The 16,381-nt window shown below is 69.7% G+C and carries 16 protein-coding genes; 4 read left to right on the forward strand and 12 right to left on the reverse strand.

Translation table 11 applies throughout. The annotated features are described in order from the left end of the window. Positions 1-94: 94 nt before the first annotated feature. Positions 95-2,023 (reverse strand): molecular chaperone DnaK, encoded by a 1,929-nt coding sequence (gene dnaK / locus VFW66_03955; protein ID HEX5385834.1) that lies wholly within the window; start codon positions 2,021-2,023, stop codon positions 95-97. A 127-nt stretch (positions 2,024-2,150) separates the two neighbouring features. Here dnaK and ligD point away from each other — a divergent pair, with 127 nt between their 5' ends. Genes ligD through VFW66_03975 form a run of 4 tightly spaced genes read left to right on the forward strand, consistent with a single transcriptional unit; the run spans position 2,151 to position 5,386 of the window. Further along, a complete protein-coding gene (gene ligD / locus VFW66_03960; protein HEX5385835.1) occupies positions 2,151-3,038 on the forward strand; it encodes a non-homologous end-joining DNA ligase in 888 nt (295 codons plus the stop codon). Between the two features lie 16 nt (positions 3,039-3,054). Continuing rightward, entirely contained in the window at positions 3,055-3,795 is a 741-nt protein-coding gene (locus VFW66_03965) for a rhomboid family intramembrane serine protease (GenBank protein HEX5385836.1), read from the forward strand. Then, positions 3,792-4,544, forward strand: coding sequence for a deoxyribose-phosphate aldolase (gene deoC / locus VFW66_03970; protein ID HEX5385837.1), 753 nt, complete (start codon positions 3,792-3,794; stop codon positions 4,542-4,544). The genes VFW66_03965 and deoC overlap by 4 nt, the downstream gene beginning before the upstream one ends. Continuing rightward, complete coding sequence (locus tag VFW66_03975; GenBank protein ID HEX5385838.1) at positions 4,541-5,386, forward strand: aminotransferase class IV; 846 nt, start codon at positions 4,541-4,543, stop codon at positions 5,384-5,386. The genes deoC and VFW66_03975 overlap by 4 nt, the downstream gene beginning before the upstream one ends. Here VFW66_03975 and VFW66_03980 read toward each other — a convergent pair. The 11 genes from VFW66_03980 to VFW66_04030 all read right to left on the reverse strand — a co-directional run bounded on the left by VFW66_03980 (position 5,383) and on the right by VFW66_04030 (position 16,286). Beyond that, on the reverse strand, positions 5,383-6,930 hold the full coding sequence (locus VFW66_03980; protein ID HEX5385839.1) for a Ppx/GppA phosphatase family protein: 1,548 nt from the start codon (positions 6,928-6,930) through the stop codon (positions 5,383-5,385). The two genes, VFW66_03975 and VFW66_03980, sit on opposite strands and share 4 nt — an antisense overlap. Continuing rightward, positions 6,927-7,658, reverse strand: a complete 732-nt coding sequence (gene phoU, locus VFW66_03985; protein ID HEX5385840.1) for a phosphate signaling complex protein PhoU — start codon at positions 7,656-7,658, stop codon at positions 6,927-6,929. Before phoU ends, VFW66_03980 begins: the two co-directional genes overlap by 4 nt. After that, the gene (gene pstB / locus VFW66_03990) at positions 7,655-8,557 is read right to left on the reverse strand and encodes a phosphate ABC transporter ATP-binding protein PstB (protein ID HEX5385841.1); all 903 of its coding nucleotides are present in this window, start codon (positions 8,555-8,557) and stop codon (positions 7,655-7,657) included. The genes phoU and pstB (VFW66_03990) overlap by 4 nt, the downstream gene beginning before the upstream one ends. Continuing rightward, positions 8,554-9,387, reverse strand: a complete 834-nt coding sequence (gene pstB, locus VFW66_03995) for a phosphate ABC transporter ATP-binding protein PstB (protein HEX5385842.1) — start codon at positions 9,385-9,387, stop codon at positions 8,554-8,556. The genes pstB (VFW66_03990) and pstB (VFW66_03995) overlap by 4 nt, the downstream gene beginning before the upstream one ends. After that, on the reverse strand, positions 9,380-10,219 hold the full coding sequence (pstA, locus tag VFW66_04000) for a phosphate ABC transporter permease PstA (GenBank protein ID HEX5385843.1): 840 nt from the start codon (positions 10,217-10,219) through the stop codon (positions 9,380-9,382). The genes pstB (VFW66_03995) and pstA overlap by 8 nt, the downstream gene beginning before the upstream one ends. Then, positions 10,216-11,214 carry a phosphate ABC transporter permease subunit PstC gene (pstC, locus tag VFW66_04005; protein ID HEX5385844.1) on the reverse strand — a complete coding sequence of 333 codons (999 nt, stop codon included), beginning with the start codon at positions 11,212-11,214 and terminating at the stop codon, positions 10,216-10,218. Before pstC ends, pstA begins: the two co-directional genes overlap by 4 nt. A gap of 99 nt (positions 11,215-11,313) precedes the next feature. After that, complete coding sequence (gene pstS, locus VFW66_04010; GenBank protein HEX5385845.1) at positions 11,314-12,348, reverse strand: phosphate ABC transporter substrate-binding protein PstS; 1,035 nt, start codon at positions 12,346-12,348, stop codon at positions 11,314-11,316. Between the two features lie 53 nt (positions 12,349-12,401). Then, on the reverse strand, positions 12,402-12,527 hold the full coding sequence (locus VFW66_04015; GenBank protein HEX5385846.1) for a hypothetical protein: 126 nt from the start codon (positions 12,525-12,527) through the stop codon (positions 12,402-12,404). 24 nt (positions 12,528-12,551) lie between these two features. Next, positions 12,552-13,628 (reverse strand): hypothetical protein, encoded by a 1,077-nt coding sequence (locus VFW66_04020; GenBank protein HEX5385847.1) that lies wholly within the window; start codon positions 13,626-13,628, stop codon positions 12,552-12,554. 235 nt (positions 13,629-13,863) lie between these two features. Beyond that, positions 13,864-15,582, reverse strand: coding sequence for an ATP-binding protein (locus tag VFW66_04025; protein ID HEX5385848.1), 1,719 nt, complete (start codon positions 15,580-15,582; stop codon positions 13,864-13,866). Next, positions 15,579-16,286: a response regulator transcription factor gene (locus VFW66_04030; GenBank protein ID HEX5385849.1), complete on the reverse strand. Its 708-nt coding sequence runs from the start codon at positions 16,284-16,286 to the stop codon at positions 15,579-15,581. Before VFW66_04030 ends, VFW66_04025 begins: the two co-directional genes overlap by 4 nt. Between the last annotated feature and the right edge of the window lie 95 nt (positions 16,287-16,381).

The following is a 16,381-nucleotide window of genomic DNA, read 5'->3' on the forward strand; positions in this document are numbered from 1 at the left end:
AAGGCGGTAAAGGCGGTAAAGTGCTCGCCGGCCGAGTCCTTACCGCCTTTACCGCCCTTACCGCCTACCTATCTCCCCCATTACACACTCTTGCTCACTTCTTCCCCTCATCCACTATCTCGTAGTCTGCATCCACCACATCCCCCTGGGCCGCGGGTTCCTGTGGCTGGCCGCCGGCTTCGGGGCCGGCGCCAGCACCGGCGCCCTGACCTGTGCCCCCACCCTGCGCCTGGTAAAGCGCGGCGCCAGCCGCCGAGTAAGCGGCGTTCAGCTCGTCCAGCGCGCGGCGGATGCCATCGGCCTCACCGGTGCGGAGCGCCTGCTTGCCGGCGTCGAGCGCCGAGTCGAGCCGGGTCTTGGCGTCGGCCGGGAGCCGGTCGACCCACTCCTTGCTGTCCTTCTCGACCCGATACAGCATGCCGTCGAGTTGGTTGCGGGCCTCGATCTGGTCGCGCCGCTGCTGATCCTCCGACGCGTGCTGCTCGGCGGCCTTCACCATCTTGTCGATCTCGGTCTCGCTCAGGCCCGACGAGGCCTCGATCCGGATCTTCTGCTCCTTGTTCGTCGCCTTGTCCTTGGCCGAGACGTGGAGGATGCCGTTGGCATCGATGTCGAACGCCACCTCGACCTGCGGCATGCCGCGGGGTGCCGGCGGGATGCCGGTGAGCTGGAACTTGCCGATGGTGCGGTTATCCGTCGCCATCTGCCGTTCGCCCTGGAGCACGTGGATTTCGACCGTGGTCTGGTTGTCCTCCGCGGTCGAGAAGGTCTCCGACTTCTTGGTCGGGATCGTCGTGTTCCGCGGGATGAGCACGGTGGTGACGCCGCCCAGCGTCTCGATGCCGAGCGAGAGCGGGGTCACGTCGAGCAGGAGCACGTCCTTCACCTCGCCGCCGAGCACGCCGCCCTGGATTGCGGCGCCGATGGCCACGACCTCGTCCGGGTTCACCGAGCGGTTGGGCTCCTTGCCGAAGAAGTCCTTCACGATCTGCTGGATCTTCGGGATGCGGGTCGAGCCGCCGACGAGGATGACTTCGTCGATCTGATTCGGCTTGATGTTGGCATCCTTGAGCGCCTGCTCCATCGGCGGAATGGTCCGCTGGATCAGGTCGTCCACCAGTTGCTCGAACTTGGCCCGGGTGAGCGAGTAGTTGAGGTGCTTGGGCCCGCTCTGGTCCGCCGTGATGAACGGCAGATTGATGTCGGTCTGCTGGGTGCTCGACAGCTCCATCTTGGCCTTTTCCGCCGCCTCCTTGAGGCGCTGGAGGGCCATGGGGTCCTTGGAGAGATCGATGCCCTGGTCGCGGCGAAACTCGGCCACGAGCCAGTCGATCACCCGCTGGTCGAAGTCGTCGCCGCCCAGGTGGGTGTCGCCGTTGGTGCTCTTCACCTCGAAGACACCCTCGGCCAGCTCGAGGACGGAGATATCGTAGGTGCCGCCGCCCAGGTCGAACACCGCGACCTTCTCGTCCTTTTTCTTGTCGAGCCCGTAGGCGAGCGCCGCGGCAGTGGGCTCGTTGATGATGCGCTTCACCTCGAGCCCGGCGATGCGGCCGGCATCCTTGGTGGCCTGGCGCTGGGCGTCGTTGAAGTAGGCCGGCACCGTGATGACGGCGTCGGTGACGGTGCTGCCGAGGTAGTCTTCGGCGGTCTGCTTCATCTTCTGGAGGATCATCGCGGAGATTTCGGGCGGCGTGTAGGTCTTGCCCGCGATCTCGACCGCAGCCATGCCGTTGGGGCCGGCCGCGATCTTGTATGGGACGCGCTTGGTCTCCTCGGTCACCTCATTCATTCGGCGACCCATGAAGCGTTTGATGGAGAAAATGGTCTGCTTGGGATTGGTCACGGCTTGGCGCTTGGCCACCTGGCCCACGAGCCGCTCGCCGTCCTTGGTGAAGGCGACGACCGAAGGTGTGGTCCGTCCGCCCTCGGCGTTCGGGATCACTACCGGGTCGCCGCCCTCCATGACGGCGACAACCGAGTTGGTCGTGCCCAGGTCGATGCCGATGATCTTGGAAGCCATGTTGCTCTAGGTCCTTTCGTTTGAGCGTGCGCCGCGCCGGGCGGCCCGGGGCACGCGACGCGGGGCCCACGGGCAAGTGCCGTACCCCCAATCGCTGCCACATTGGCAGCTGAGAGGCATATCTCTGATGGCTGGCAACGTCAAAGTGAGGGTGACGCACCCGGAGCGGGTGCTCTTTCCGGCTGACGGGATCACCAAGGGCAATGTGGTTTCCTACTACCTCGCCGTGGCACCGGCGATGGTGCCGCACCTGCGCGATCGGCCGGCCAACCTGCAGCGATTTCCCGGGGGGATCGACGAGCCCGGATTTTTCCAGCAGGCGCGGCCGGACTATTTCCCCTCGTGGGTGCCCGGTGCGGTGGTGAAAAAGGAAGGTGGCCGGATTGAGCATCCGCTGATTCAGACGGCGGCGGCCCTGGCGTACGTGGCCAATCAGGGGTGCATCACGCCGCACGTCTGGCTGAGCCGAGTGGACCGGATCGATCGGCCCGATCAGCTCATCTTCGATCTCGATCCGTCGGAGAAGACCCTGGCGCGGGTGGGCGAGGCGGCGCGGCGGGTGCGCGAGCTGTTGGCGGAGCTCGGGCTCACCGCGTTCCTCAAGACCACGGGCTCGCGGGGCTATCACGTCACGGTGCCGCTCGACCGGCGGGCGGATTTCGAGGCCGCGCGGGAGTTCGCGCAGGCGGTGGCGGCGCTCCTCGTGCGGCGACATCCCGCTCTCCTCACGGTCGAGCCGCGAAAAGCCGACCGCGGCGAGCGCATCTACATCGATACGCTGCGCAACGCGTACGGTCAGACGGCGGTGCCGCCCTATGCGATTCGCGCCCGGCCCGGTGCGCCGGTGGCGACGCCGATCGCGTGGGACGAGCTGGGCGCGCGCGGGATGCGCGCGGACCGGTTCACCATTCGCGACGTGCCGAGTCGGCTTGCCGCCGGCATCGATCCGTGGCGCGGGTGGCGGCGCGCGGCGCGGGGGGTGGCGGGGGCTGCGCGGCGGCTGGCCGCGTTGTAATCGATATATTGACCCCATGTTCCCCTACCGCGACGACAACCCCACGCTGCGGACGCCGGTCGTCACCCTCGCGATCATCGCACTCAACGCGGCGGTGTGGGTGCTGGTGCAGGGGGCGGGCACCGAGCCGGCGCTCTCGCGCTCGGTCTGCGAGCTGGGCCTCATTCCGGCCGAGTTCCTCCACATCGTGCGGCCGGGCTCCACGCTCCGGCTCGCGCCCAACGTGGCCTGCGTGCTGGGCTACGGCGAGTCGTGGTACACGCCGCTCACCTCGATGTTCCTCCACGGAAGCTGGTTCCACATCCTCGGCAACATGTGGTTCTTCTGGATTTTCGGAAACAATGTCGAGGACTCGATGGGCCGCGGGCGCTTCTTTGCGTTCTACACCATTTGCGGGCTCGCCGCGGCGGCGGTGCAGACGTTCCTCAATCAGGGGAGCGCCATCCCGATGATCGGCGCCTCGGGGGCGATCAGCGGGGTGATGGGCGCCTACGTGCTGCTCTATCCGCGCGTCAAGGTGCACATGCTCGTGATCCTCGTCGTGTTCGTCACCACCATCGCGGTGCCGGCGTATCTCATGCTCGGCTACTGGTTCTTCATTCAGCTTCTGGGCGGCACGGCGGCGCTCGGCTCCGACCAGGGCGGCGTGGCGTTCTGGGCGCACGTGGGCGGGTTCATCGCGGGGGCGCTGCTCATCGTGCCGTTTCAGGACCGCGCGCTCGTGGCGCGGCACCGCCAGCTCGCGCAGACGTTTTGAGCCCGCTGCCGCCGTGGCTGAGTGCGGGGGCGGGGCGCGCGCATGGCATCGGACGACTGCTGGACTACACGCTGCTCAAACCGGATGCGCGCCGAGACGATCTGCTCCGCTTGGCCGATGAGGCAGTGCGGATCAGCGCGTGGGCGGTGTGCGTGAACGGGGCGTGGGTGGCGACCTGCGCCGAGCGGATAGCCGGGACTGACGTGCGTGTGGTGTCGGTCGTCGATTTCCCACTCGGCGCGGGCAGCGCTGCGGCGAAGGCGGCGGAGGCGGCGGAGGCGGTGGCGGACGGGGCAGCCGAGATCGACGTGGTGCTCTCGCCGTTACACGCGCGAAGCGGCAACTGGGCCGCGGCGGCTGACGAGGTAGGGCAGGTCGTCGCGGCGACCCACGGTGCCCTCGTCAAGGTCATCATCGAGAGCGCAGCGTTGGATGCACACGAGATCGAGCGGGCGTGCCGCGCGGCGGTGGCCGGCGGCGCAGCGTTCGTGAAGACATCGACCGGTTTTCACGCCGCTGGTGGTGCCACGATTGACGCCGTGCGGCTCATGCGCGGGGCGGTGGGATCGGGCGTTGGCGTCAAGGCGTCGGGCGGGGTTCGTGGCCGGGAGCAGGCGCTCGCGATGATCGCGGCGGGCGCCAACCGGCTCGGGCTCTCGAGCCTCGCCGGGCTCGAGGCGATCGTCGGGCCGGGCGCGCCGCCGTTCGGCGAGCTGTTGGGCCGGCATGCGGAGGAAGTCACGGGATGAGCGACGTCGTCTGTCTCAATGGCAATTATCTCAGGCGCGACGAGGCGCGGGTTTCGATCGACGACCGCGGGTTTCTCTTCGGCGACGCCGTGTACGAGGTGATCCGGGTGGCGCGGGGGCGATTCGTCGAGGCCGAGCGGCACCTCACGCGCCTCGCAAATAGTCTGCGCGAGGTCATGCTCGCGCCGCCCGACCTCGATCTGCTTGCCGTCGCCACCGAGCTGCTCGGCCGGAATGGCCTCGCCGGCGGCGACGCGGTGGTCTACGCGCAGGTAAGCCGCGGCGCGGCCCCGCGCCAGCACAGCTTTCCGGCGGCCGGCGTGCCGCCGACGGTATTGGTGGCCGTCTCGCCGTTCTCGCCGCGCGCCGACCTCGCGGAGCGGGGCGCCAGGGCAATCACGCACCCCGACCTCCGCTGGTCGCGCTGCGACATCAAGTCGGTGAACCTCCTGCCCAACGTGCTCGCGGGCCAGCGCGCGAGCGAGCAGGGTGCGTTCGAGGCGATCCTGGTGCGTGACGGGCAGGTCACCGAGGCGACGCGGAGCAACATGTTCGCGGTGGCGGGCGGCGTGCTGTTCACGCACCCCACGGGGCCGCGCATCCTGCCGGGTGTGACACGCGCGGTAGTGCTCGAGCTGGCGCGGGCGGCTGGGGTGCCGGTGCGCGAGGAGGCGATCGCGGCGGAGGCGCTCGCCGATGCAGACGAGGTCTTTCTCACGGGAACGACGGCCGACGTGCTGCCGGTCGTGGAGATCGATCGTCGGGCGGTGGGGAAGGGAGAGCCGGGGCCGGTGGCGCGGCGGCTCGGGGGGATGCTGGTTGAACGACTGGGAATCGGCTAACGCGAGCTCGGCTCGACCGGGCCGACCACCACCACGCGGCCGAGCAATTTGCCCAGCACATCTGCTTTCCGCTCCGCGCCCCAACACTCAAGCGAGACATCACCCTCCGGCGCGCGCGGCGCCACCCCGAGCACGAGCCGCTCCGGCTCCAGCCGCGCGCATACCCGCTCTACCGCCGAGGTGTGGCCCCGGTCGAGCCCATCGGCCACGCGGAGCAGCGCGCTCATCCGCCGCACCACGGCCTGATCCGCCGCGGTTAGCGCCGCGAACTCCGCATGCTTCCGGCGGGGTCCGCTCTTCCGATGATACCGGCTCACCAGCGCGACCAGCCGGCGATCGCGCGCGGAGAGATTGAGCCGGTCGGCGTGCATGATGAGCTGATAACTGTGCCGGTGATGCGTCCGGTAGCTCACCAGTTGCCCCACATCATGCAGCAGGCTCGCCGCCTCGAGCACCGCCCACTCCTCGGGCGCCGCGCCGAGCGGCTCCGCGAGTTGATCGAACAATTGCCGCGCCAGCACCCGCACCTGCTCCACATGCCGGCGGTCGCCCTGGCAGCGCTCGACGAACTCGCGCATGAGCCGGAGCGGGTCGGCCGCGGGCGTGGCGCCATTGCCCGTCATCGCGAGCAGGAGTCCCTCGCGCAAACCGAACGCGCTCACCGCGAGGGTGCGCGCGCCGATCAGTGCCAGTAACTCCGCCGTCACCGCGAGCCCCGCCACGATGATATCGGCGCGCGTCGGAGAGAGGCCGGGGACCGCCCGGCGCTGCTCGGGCGTCAAGGTGACCAGCCAGTCGAGCAGCATCTCGACTTCCCCGGCCGCCACGCTCACGCCGTGGATCGTCTCGGGCACCGGGAGCCCGCGCCGCGCCACCGCCATGCGGCCCAGGCTCGTGAACGTGCCGCCCGAGCCGATGACCGTGGCGGCGGTCCACTCGCGCGCGCTGAACGCGCGCTTGAGCAGCTTCCGCACCTGGGTCCGGAGGCGCGCCACTGCACGCCGCTGGTCGGAGCGCCCCGTGAGGTGCAGCTCGGTGAGCCGCACCGCGCCGAGCGGGAGCGAGAGTGTCAGCTCGACCAGCCCGTCGACCGCGCCGATCAGCTCCAGGCTCCCACCGCCGATGTCGGCCACGAGCGCGCGCGCGCCGGTCAGCGCGAAGTGGTGCGCGACGGATCGGTAGCTGAGTGCCGCCTCGGTCTCGGCGTCGATGATGCGAAGGGGAAGGCCCAGCTCGTCGCGCACCCGGCGCACGAACTCCTCGCCGTTCACGGCCTCGCGCACGGCCGCAGTGGCGACGGCCGCGATACGGCTCACCTCTCGGCGCCGGCAGACCTCGGCCATACGGGCGAGCACCTCGAAGGCGCGCGCCATCGCGTCGTCATCGAGGCGGCCGGTGGCGGCGAGCCCTTGCGCGAGCCGCGGCTGAGCCTTGACCTCGTCGACCACGGTGAGCCCGGCGGCCGGGTCCCAGTCGGCGACGAGCAGGCGAATGGAATTGGAGCCCACGTCGAGCGCGGCGAGGCGCTCGCGGGCGTCGGTCACCGGCCGCTCGTGGCCGGCGTGGGGCCGGTCGGCCGACCTTCGTCGCGGTCTTCGCCGCGATCTTCCGCGTGATGCTTGATCGACTTCCCCTCGACCAGAAACACCACGTCCTCGCCGATGTTGGTGGCGAGGTCGGCCACGCGCTCGAGATTCCGGCTCACCAGAAACAGCTCCATCCCCGCGCCGATCGTGTGCGGGTCTTCCATCATGTGGGTGAGCAGGATGCGGAAGACCGACTTGTGCAGCACGTCCACCTTGTCGTCCCGGCGGCAGACCTCGCGGCCCGCGGCGGCATCGCCGCGGATGAAGCTCTCCAGCGCATCGGCCAGCATCTCGCGGGCGAGCCGCGCCATCTCGATGATCTCGGGCTCCGGCGCGATCGGCCGGCTCTGGATCAAGCGCTCCGCCGACTGGGCGATGTTGACGGCGTGATCCCCCACGCGCTCCAGGTCGTTCGCGATCTTGAGCGCAGAGAGGAGCATGCGGAGGTCGCGCGCCATCGGCTGCTGCAAGGCGAGCAGGTTGGCGCACATCTCTTCGATCTCGACTTCCATGCTGTCGATCACGCGGTCGCCGTGGATCACCTGCGCCGCCTTTTCCTGGTCTCGCTCGAGCAGCGCCTCGACCGCAAGGCCGAGCGCCGCCTCCGCCTCGCCCGACATGGTGAGGAGACGGACCTTCACATGGCTCAGGTCGTCGTGAAAATGGCGATGAACGTCGAGGCTCATCCGAACCTCCCAGTGATGTAGGCCTCGGTCCGCTCGTTGGCGGGCGCCGTGAAAATACGGTCGGTCTCGTCGAATTCGACGAGGTCGCCGCGGTCGAAGAACCCGGTCCAGTCGGAGACGCGGGCCGCCTGCTGCATGTTGTGGGTGACGATCACGATCGTGTAGTGCTGCTTCAAGTCCACGATCAGCTCCTCCACCCGCTGGGTCGCGATCGGGTCCAGCGCCGAGCAGGGCTCGTCCATGAGGAGCACCTCGGGCTGGTTGCCGAGCGCGCGCGCGATGCAGAGCCGCTGCTGCTGGCCACCCGAGAGCCCCGTGCCCGGCTTGTCCAACCGGTCCTTCACCTCGTCCCAGAGCGCCGCCTGCTGCAGGCAGCGCTCGACCAGGTCGGGGAGATCGCGCCGGGAGACGAGCCCGTTGAGTGCGGGGCCGTACGCGACGTTGTCGAAGACCGACTTGGGAAACGGATTCGGCCGCTGGAAGACCATGCCGACGCGCTGCCGCAGCGCCACCAGATCGGTGCCGGGCGCCGTCACCGAAACACCTTGCACCCGTATGTCGCCGGTGTGGCGCGCGCCGGGAATGAGGTCGTTGAGCCGGTTGATCGAGCGGAGAAACGTGCTCTTGCCGCACCCCGAGGGGCCGATGATGGCGGTCACGGCCTTGTGCGGAATCGCGAACGTAAGGTCGCGGAGCACCTGCCGCGGCCCGTACCAGAAATTGAAGTCGCGCACCTCGATGGCGGGCGGTCCGTCGCCGGCCACGCGGGGCGCGTCCGGACGGCGCGCGAGCGTGGCGCGCACCACGGGCGCGAACGGACGCGGGCCCGCATGCGCGTCGAAGCCGTGCGTGCCCGGAGGCTCGGTGCCTGAAGCGTGGGTTCCGAACGTAAAGCTCATCCGAAGCGCCCCGTGATGTATGCCTCGGTCTGCGCTTCCCGGGGCGCCGTGAAGATCTGGCGGGTGGCGCCGGTCTCGATCATGGATCCAAGATAGAAGAGCGTCGTGGTATCCGAGACCCGCGCGGCCTGCTGCAAGTTGTGGGTGACGATCACGATGGTGTAGTCCTGTTTCAGCTCGAACAACAGCTCCTCGATGCGCTGGGTTCCCTGCGGGTCGAGTGACGCGGTGGGCTCGTCGAGCAGCACGACTTCGGGCGACGGCGCGATGGTGCGCGCGAGGCATAGCCGTTGCTGCTGCCCGCCGGAGAGGCCGGTGGCCGGCGCCTTGAGGCGATCCTTCACCTCGTCCCAGAGCGCGGCCTGGCGCAGCGAGCGCTCGACGATTTCGCTCAGGGCCGACCGCGCGATCCGCCCGTTCACCCGGAGCCCTGCCGCGACATTGTCGAAGATCGACATGGCGGGAAACGGCGTCGGGCGCTGGAACACCATCCCGACCCGGCGCCGCAACTGCATCGCGTTCACCCGCGGGTCGTAGATGTTCTCGCCGTCGAGCAGCACCCGCCCCGTGATCCAACCCCCCTCCGACAGCTCGTGCATCCGGTTGAGCGTGCGAAGAAAGGTGCTCTTGCCGCAGCCGGAGGGGCCGATGAGCGCGTGCACCCGGTTCGAGCGGAAGCGGAGCGAGACGTTCTTCACCGCGGTGAACTTGCCGTACATGGCGGTGAGGCGGTCGGTCTCGATCCGGACCGGCGGTGCCGCGACGGCACCGGCGGGCGCGGGTTGGCCGAACGCAGCGGGGGTCGGACCCGTCGTCACCGGCTCAGCCATGCGCCCGACTCCGGATCGCGAGCCGCGCGCCTACGCTCAGCACCAGCACGATGATGATGAGGACCAGCGCCGCCGCCCACGCATACGCGTGCCACTGCTCGTACGGTCCGGTGGCGTAGTTGTAGACCACGAGCGGGAGCGCCGCCGTGGGCTGCGAGAGCCGGAAGGAGAAGTACTGGCTGCCGAGCGCGGTGAAGAGCAGCGGCGCCGTCTCGCCCGCGATGCGCGCCACCGCGAGCAGGCTGCCGGTCACGATACCGGGCATCGCGGTGCGGATCACGACGGTGAGGCTGGTGCGCCAGCGCGGATAGCCGAGTGCCAGCGCGGCCTCGCGCAGCGAGTTCGGCACCAGCGTGATCATCTCCTCGGCGGTCCGGAGCACCATCGGGATCATGAGCAGCGCCAGCGCCACGCTCCCGGCGAAGGCAGAGAAATGCTTCTGCCGAGCGACGATCCAGGCCCATGCGAAGACGCCAACGACGATGGACGGCGTGCCGTTCAGCACGTCCGCCACGAAGCGCGTGGCCCAGGTGAGCCGGTGCGCCGGGTACTCGGCGCAGAAGACGCCGGCCGCGATGCCGACCGGGAGCCCGATGAGCGCGGCGGTGCCCACGATCTCGAGCGTGCCCACGATCGCCTGCGCCACGCCGCCACCCGGCTCCCCCGGGGGCGCCGGAAGCCGGGTGAAGAATGCCCACGAGAGGCTGCTCGCGCCCCTGGCCACGAGGTCTGCGAGGATGATGAACAGCGGCAAGAGGGCGATGATGACCGCAACCACCATGAGCCCCACCATGATGCGGCTCCGTGCCCGGCGCACGATTCGCCGCCTCACAGCGCCTTGCTCCCGACGGCCGACCCGCGCGCCACCCGCCAGATGAGGAGCCGCGCGCCGGCGTTCACGATGACGGTGAGCCCGAAGAGCGTCAGCGCGACGTAGGCCAGCGCGGAGAGATGCAGGTCGGTCACAGCCTCGGCGAACTCGTTGGCGATCGCCGCCGCCATCGTGTAGCCGGGCGCGAAGAGCGACGCGGCGATGGCGTGCCGGTTGCCGATCACCATCGTCACCGCCATCGTCTCGCCCAGCGCTCGGCCCAAGCCCAGGATCACGGCGCCGATGATGCCGGAACGCGCGTAGGGAAGCACCGTCGTCTGAACGGCCTCCCAACGCGTGGCGCCGAGCGCGAGCGACGCTTCGCGCTGGCTGGAGGGCACCGCGAGCAGCACCTCGCGCGAGACCGACATGATGTACGGCATCACCATGATGGCGAGAATGATGCCGGCCGTGAGCATCGACGGGCCGTAGATCGGCCCTTGAAAGATGGGCAGCACGCCGAACGTGCTGCGGAGCAGGGGGAACGCCGTCGTCCGGAGCAGGGGGATCAACACGAAGATGCCCCAGAGTCCGTACACTACGCTCGGGATCGCCGCAAGAAGGCCGATGAGAAAGGCGACGGGCTGCCGGAGTACGTTCGGTGCAAACTCGGTGAGATAGATGGCGACGCCGAGCGAGAGGGGCACGGCGATCACGAGCGCGATGAGCGACGACACCACCGTACCGTAGATGAGCGGCAGGGCGCCGAACTCGCCGGCTACCGGATCCCATGCGCTCGAGGTGATGAACTGGAGCCCGAACTTGCCGATGGCGAGCCGCGAGCCTGAAATGAGCTCCACGAGCAGGAACGCGAGGATGATCGGCAGGAGCGCCGCGCCCGCCGTGAGCACCAGTTTGAACACCTGGTCGCCGTAACTCGCACCGTGGAGCGACAGCGGCAGTCGCGCCCGGGCGGTGCCGAGGCGAGTGGCGCCCTCGGGAGGAGCGGTGATCATCGCGGGAGTGTAGATCCGGCCGGCTCCGGAGCCGTCACGGACTTGTAACGGAGAGGTCACAGCGGCCGCGCCGGCCGGAGCGCCGGGGGGCTCGCCCGTTCAGGGCACGGTGATGCGGCGGCGCTCGAGTGCGATCACGTCCGTGGGGAGCGGTGCGTAGCCGATCGCCAGGGCCATCTGCTGGGCTTCGGGCGTCAACATCCACGCGAGAAAGCCATCGAGCTTCCGCGCCTTGGCGGTGTCCACCGGCGTGGGGCGCACGAGGAGCCAGGTGAAGGAGGAGATCGGGTACGAGTCCGCGCCCGGCGCGTTGGTGATGGACACACGGAAATCGGTGTCGGATCCGAGATGCGCACTCGCGGCGGCGGCGGTGACCGACTTGAGCGTGGGTTCGACAAAGTTGCCCGCGCGGTTTCGCACCGTGGCCACGGGCAGGTGATTCGACTGCGCGTAGATCAGCTCGACGTAACCGACGGCGCCCTCGAGCTGCTTCACCTGCTGGGTCACGCCCTCGTTACCCTTGCCACCGAGCCCGATGGGCCAATCCACCGACGTGCTCCGGCCGACGGACGTGGCCCAGCGGGGCGAGACCTTGGCGAGATAGTCGGTGAAGATGAAGCTCGTGCCCGAGCCGTCGGAGCGGTGGATCACGAGGACGTCGGTGGTGGGGAGCGTGACGCCCGGGTTGAGCGAGCCGATGTGCGGGTCGTTCCAGCGGGTGATCTCGCCCTGGAAGATGGCGGCGATCACGGGCCCATCGAGCCGGAGGCGCGTGGCTCCAAGCGACGGCAGGTTATAAGTGAGCACCACCGCGCCGAGCACCGTCGGCAGGTGGCGCACGTTGCCGTGCACGGCGGCGACCTGCGCGTCGGTCATCGGGCTGTCGGTGGCGCCGAAGTCGATGGTGCCCTCGGTGAACTGCCGGATGCCGCCGCCCGAGCCGATCGCCTGGAAGTTGATGCGCACGCCGATCTGCTTGGCGTAGGCGTCGAACCAGCGGGCGTAAATGGGATAGGGAAACGTGGCGCCGGCTCCGGTGAGATCGGCGCCGGTGCGGTTGCCGGACGCGGCGCCCGGCGCGTGCCCGCCGCCTTCGCCGGCGGGGCCGCACGCGAGGGGGCCGGCCAGCGTCACCGCGAGAAGGCCGCGAAGTACTCGGCTCCACAACCGGGAACGCCGGCGCGGCATCACTGCTCCGGAGGAAGGGCGGACGGAAGGCAATGTCGCCGGCGCCACCGGGCCTTGGCCAGCGGCGCCAGGCCAGCGAGGATGCCGGCCGCGAGCGCGATGACGATGGCAAGGTGCTTCTGCATGGCGTTCATCCTTTCCGGTCGGGGTCAGAAGGCGAACTGCATCTGGAAGAGCCCCTGCGTGCGGGTGGACTCGATCGCATTGGGGTACACGCGCGACTCGAACGAGAGGTCGTCCACGTCCGCGAGGACGCGCAGGTTCTGATTGAGCTGGTATGACGCCCCCGCGATGAAACGGGTCTGGCGGTTGTTGGCGACGGAGATATCTGGCTTCTGCACGTCCACGCGCCCGATGAGCGCGGCGCGTGTGTGCGGGATGTGGAACACGCCAAAGAAGCTCCAGATGTCGGCGTCGGTGGTCGGGACCGGTGTGCCGCTCGCCGGCGGCAGGTTGTCGAGGCGGTCGCGGGTGCGGGCGTACTCGCCGGCAAGGGTGAAGAGTCTGGACTTGTACGATAGCATCGCGATGTAACGGTTGCGGCGGCCTCCGCCCGTGGGCTCACCGATCTGGCCGTAGCCGGTGACGCGGAGGCCGCCCATCCGGCTGCTGTCGTCGCTTTCGAGCAGGCGGACCGAGAGCCGCCCGCTCACGTCCTTGTGCTGGTCGCCCTCGCTCGACTTGTAGGTCTCGCCGTTGTACGCACCGAGCTCAAAGCTCACGCGCTCGGAGGCGAACTTGCCGTCCACGCCGAACCCGAGGTCGGACGACGAGAGATACGATCCACTCGGTCCCCTGAACCGCTCGAGCGCCATCGTGCCCTGCATGCGGTAATCCCAGAGCGCCTCCTCCCAATCCAGCCACGGAGTGTGAATCTGGCCCAGCTCGAGCGTGAGCGGGCTTGGCCCGGGGGTCCACGTCGCATAGGCGTACTTGAGGCGATACGCGAGCGAGCCGTCGGTGCTGCGGTAGATGTCCGGCGTGATGCGCGCGCCGACACCGAGCGGAAACCTGGCCGTGATGGTGATGTAGGCGCGGGTGATGTCGAACGCGTTCAGGTGACTGCCCGTCACCGAGTCGCCGTGGAACTGGTAGGCGTACTGCGCGTATGCGAGTCCGCCCACGCTGACGGTGGGAATCTGCGCGCGCGCGGCGCCAGCGCCGCGCGTGACGCCGAGGGCGAGGAGCAGCACTCCGACAGCGAGGCGACCAGCAAGGGGATGCATTTCCTTTCCTCGTGAGCCGCGTTGTGGCGCGGGCAGCGCATTGGGAATCGCACGACGCGATCGAGTCTCAACACACCTCGAGTGCATGGCGCACGTGAAAGAGCGCGCCGGCCGGTCACGGCGGCTCGCGCGCGCGGTAACGGCCGCGTCACAGGCTTGTTTCGATGGGTCGTCGGGGGGATACGCCCGGAGGATTACTCCGGATGGGAGGCAGACGCGTCAGCGCCCATGCGGCTCAGGCATCGGGAAACCAGCAGCGCACCGTCGTGCCCCGGCCGCGCTCGCTCTCGGCCGTCACGCGACCACCGTGCGCCTCGACCAGGTGCTTCACGATCGCGAGCCCGAGCCCGGTGCCGCCCTCACCACGCGTGCGCCCGGGGTCGGCGCGGTAGAAGCGCTCGAAGATGCGCGGCAGGTGCTCGCGCGCGATGCCCCGGCCGGTGTCCTGCACTGCGATCGACACACCGGCGCCCTCACGTCGGGCGATGCACGCGATCCTGCCGCCGGCCGGCGTGTGGCGCAGCGAGTTGTCCAGCAGGTTGCCGAGCACCTGGCGCAGTGCATCGGGATCGGCGCTCACGGTGGCGGCGTCGGGCGCCACGTCGACGGCAAAGGCGACGCCGCCCTGCGCCGCGCGGTCGGCCAGCGGGCTCCATGCTTCCTCCGCGGCGGCCGCGACGTTCACCGGCTCGACCGCCGGCTGCCAGCCGCCCCGCTCGATGCGCGAGAGGTCGAGCAGATCGTCCACCAGCCGCTGCATGCGGCGGGCATTCGCGAGAATGGTCGTGAGAAAGCGGCGCGACGTCTCTCCGTCCGGCGCGTCGGTGAGCAGCGTCTCGGCGTAGCCCGAGATCGAGGTGAGCGGCGTCTTGAGCTCGTGGGAGACGTTGGCGACGAAGTCGCGCCGGACCGCCTCGAGCCGGCGCAGTTCCGAGAGATCGAGCAGCACGAGCAGCGCGCCGCGCGACGGCATCGGACGCGCGGTCACCAGGAGCGCGCTGCCGGCCAGCTCGATCTCCCGGCCCTCGACCGCGCGGCCCGCGAGGGCGGCGTCCACAATTTCGCGCGCCGCCTTGGCGCGGAAGAGCTCGGGCAGATCGGGCAGCGGCTCATCGGCCTCGTAACCCAGCAGGCGCCGGGCGGCCTCGTTGGCGGTCACGATTCGCCCGCGCCCGTCAGCGGCGATCACACCTTCGATCATCGATTCGCTCAGCGCCGCGATCTCGCCGCGCTCGCGCCGCAACTCCTCGAACCGTTCGGCGAGCTGGCGGTGCATGTCGCGCAACGCCGAAACCAGGCCGTCGATCTCGGGAATGCCCGAGCGGGGAAACCGGGGCAACGAGCCGGCTGCGATGTCACGAGCCGCGCCCGCGAGTCCGGTGAGCGGTAGTGTGATCGACCGCGCCGCGACGAAGGCGAGCAGCGTCCCGACCACGAGTGCCAACACCGCGGCGCCCAGCATCGCGGCCCGCGCCCGGTGCACGGCATCGTCCACCTTGTCGAGAGCGGCGGAGACGCGGATGACACCGGGGCCGCCGGGCAGCGTCACACGGAGCGTCGGCCGTCCCGACGATCCGCGCCGGATGTCCACGCCGTGCCCGCCTGCCAGAGCGGCCTTCACGTCGGGCGCCGCGAGCAGCGAATCGGCGCGCGCCGAATCGGCAGCGGGCGGGAGCCCGCGCGGATAGTCGCTATCGGCGCGCACCCGCCCGGCCTGATCGATGAGCGTGATGCGGATCCCATTCTCGCGGGCGAAACGGCGCACGGCCGCGGGCCACGAGAGCGAGTCGGGTGAAATCGCCGCGCGCACGAGCCGGGCCGAGCGCTCGAGCGAGCTTGCGAGCTCCGCCTCGAGGCCGTGCCGGAGCGAGCGCTCGGCGCCCCAGACGAGCACGGCGATGGTGGAGATGAGGACGAAGAGTGTGCCGAGGATCAGCCGCTTGGCGAAGCTCACCGGGCGCGGCCCGCCCGCTCGAGGGCGCGCAAGCGATAGCCGAATCCGCGCACCGTTTCGATGAGCGCCCCCGCCGCGCCGAGCTTGGTGCGGAGCCGCTGCACGTGCATGTCCACCGTGCGGGTCTGGATGTCGGGCTGCGCGTCCCACACCGCCTCGAGCAGTTGGGGACGGCTCTGCACCCGCCCGCGGCGCTCGACCAGGGTGAGCAGCAGGCGGTATTCGGTGGCGGTGAGGGTGAGCTCCGCGCCATCCACGGTGACGCGATGCTCCGAGCGGTCGATGGCGATGGGGCCGGCGGCGAGCGTGGCCCCCGCGGCGACCGCGGGCGCGCCGAGGCGGCGGAGCAGTGCGCCCACGCGGAGCGTCAGCTCCTGAGGCGAGAAGGGCTTGGTGAGATAGTCGTCCGCGCCGAGCGAGAGGCCGCGGATCCGGTCGACCTCCTCGCGGCGCGCGGTGAGCAGGATGACGCCGACATCGCGGGTCTCGTCGCGCCGGCGCATCTCGGCGAGGACATCATAGCCCGAGATGCCCGGCAGCATGAGGTCGAGCACGACGAGGTCGGGGCGCTCGTCGCGCGCGGCCTTGAGCGCGTCGGCGCCGGTGGTGGCGGTCGAGACGCGGAAGCCGGCCTTGGCGAGGTGATACGCCACGAGCGCGGTGATGTCGGGCTCGTCGTCCACCACCAGGATGCGATGCGTCATGCGCCTCCCGGCGCCTCGTGGTCAGCCGCCGATGATGGCTTGGAGATCGGAGATGACGAGCGGCGCCGTGGCAGATGGTGATCGGTTCGGGGGGA

The organism is Gemmatimonadales bacterium, from assembly GCA_036279355.1.
Classification (GTDB): Bacteria; Gemmatimonadota; Gemmatimonadetes; order Gemmatimonadales; family GWC2-71-9; genus DASQPE01.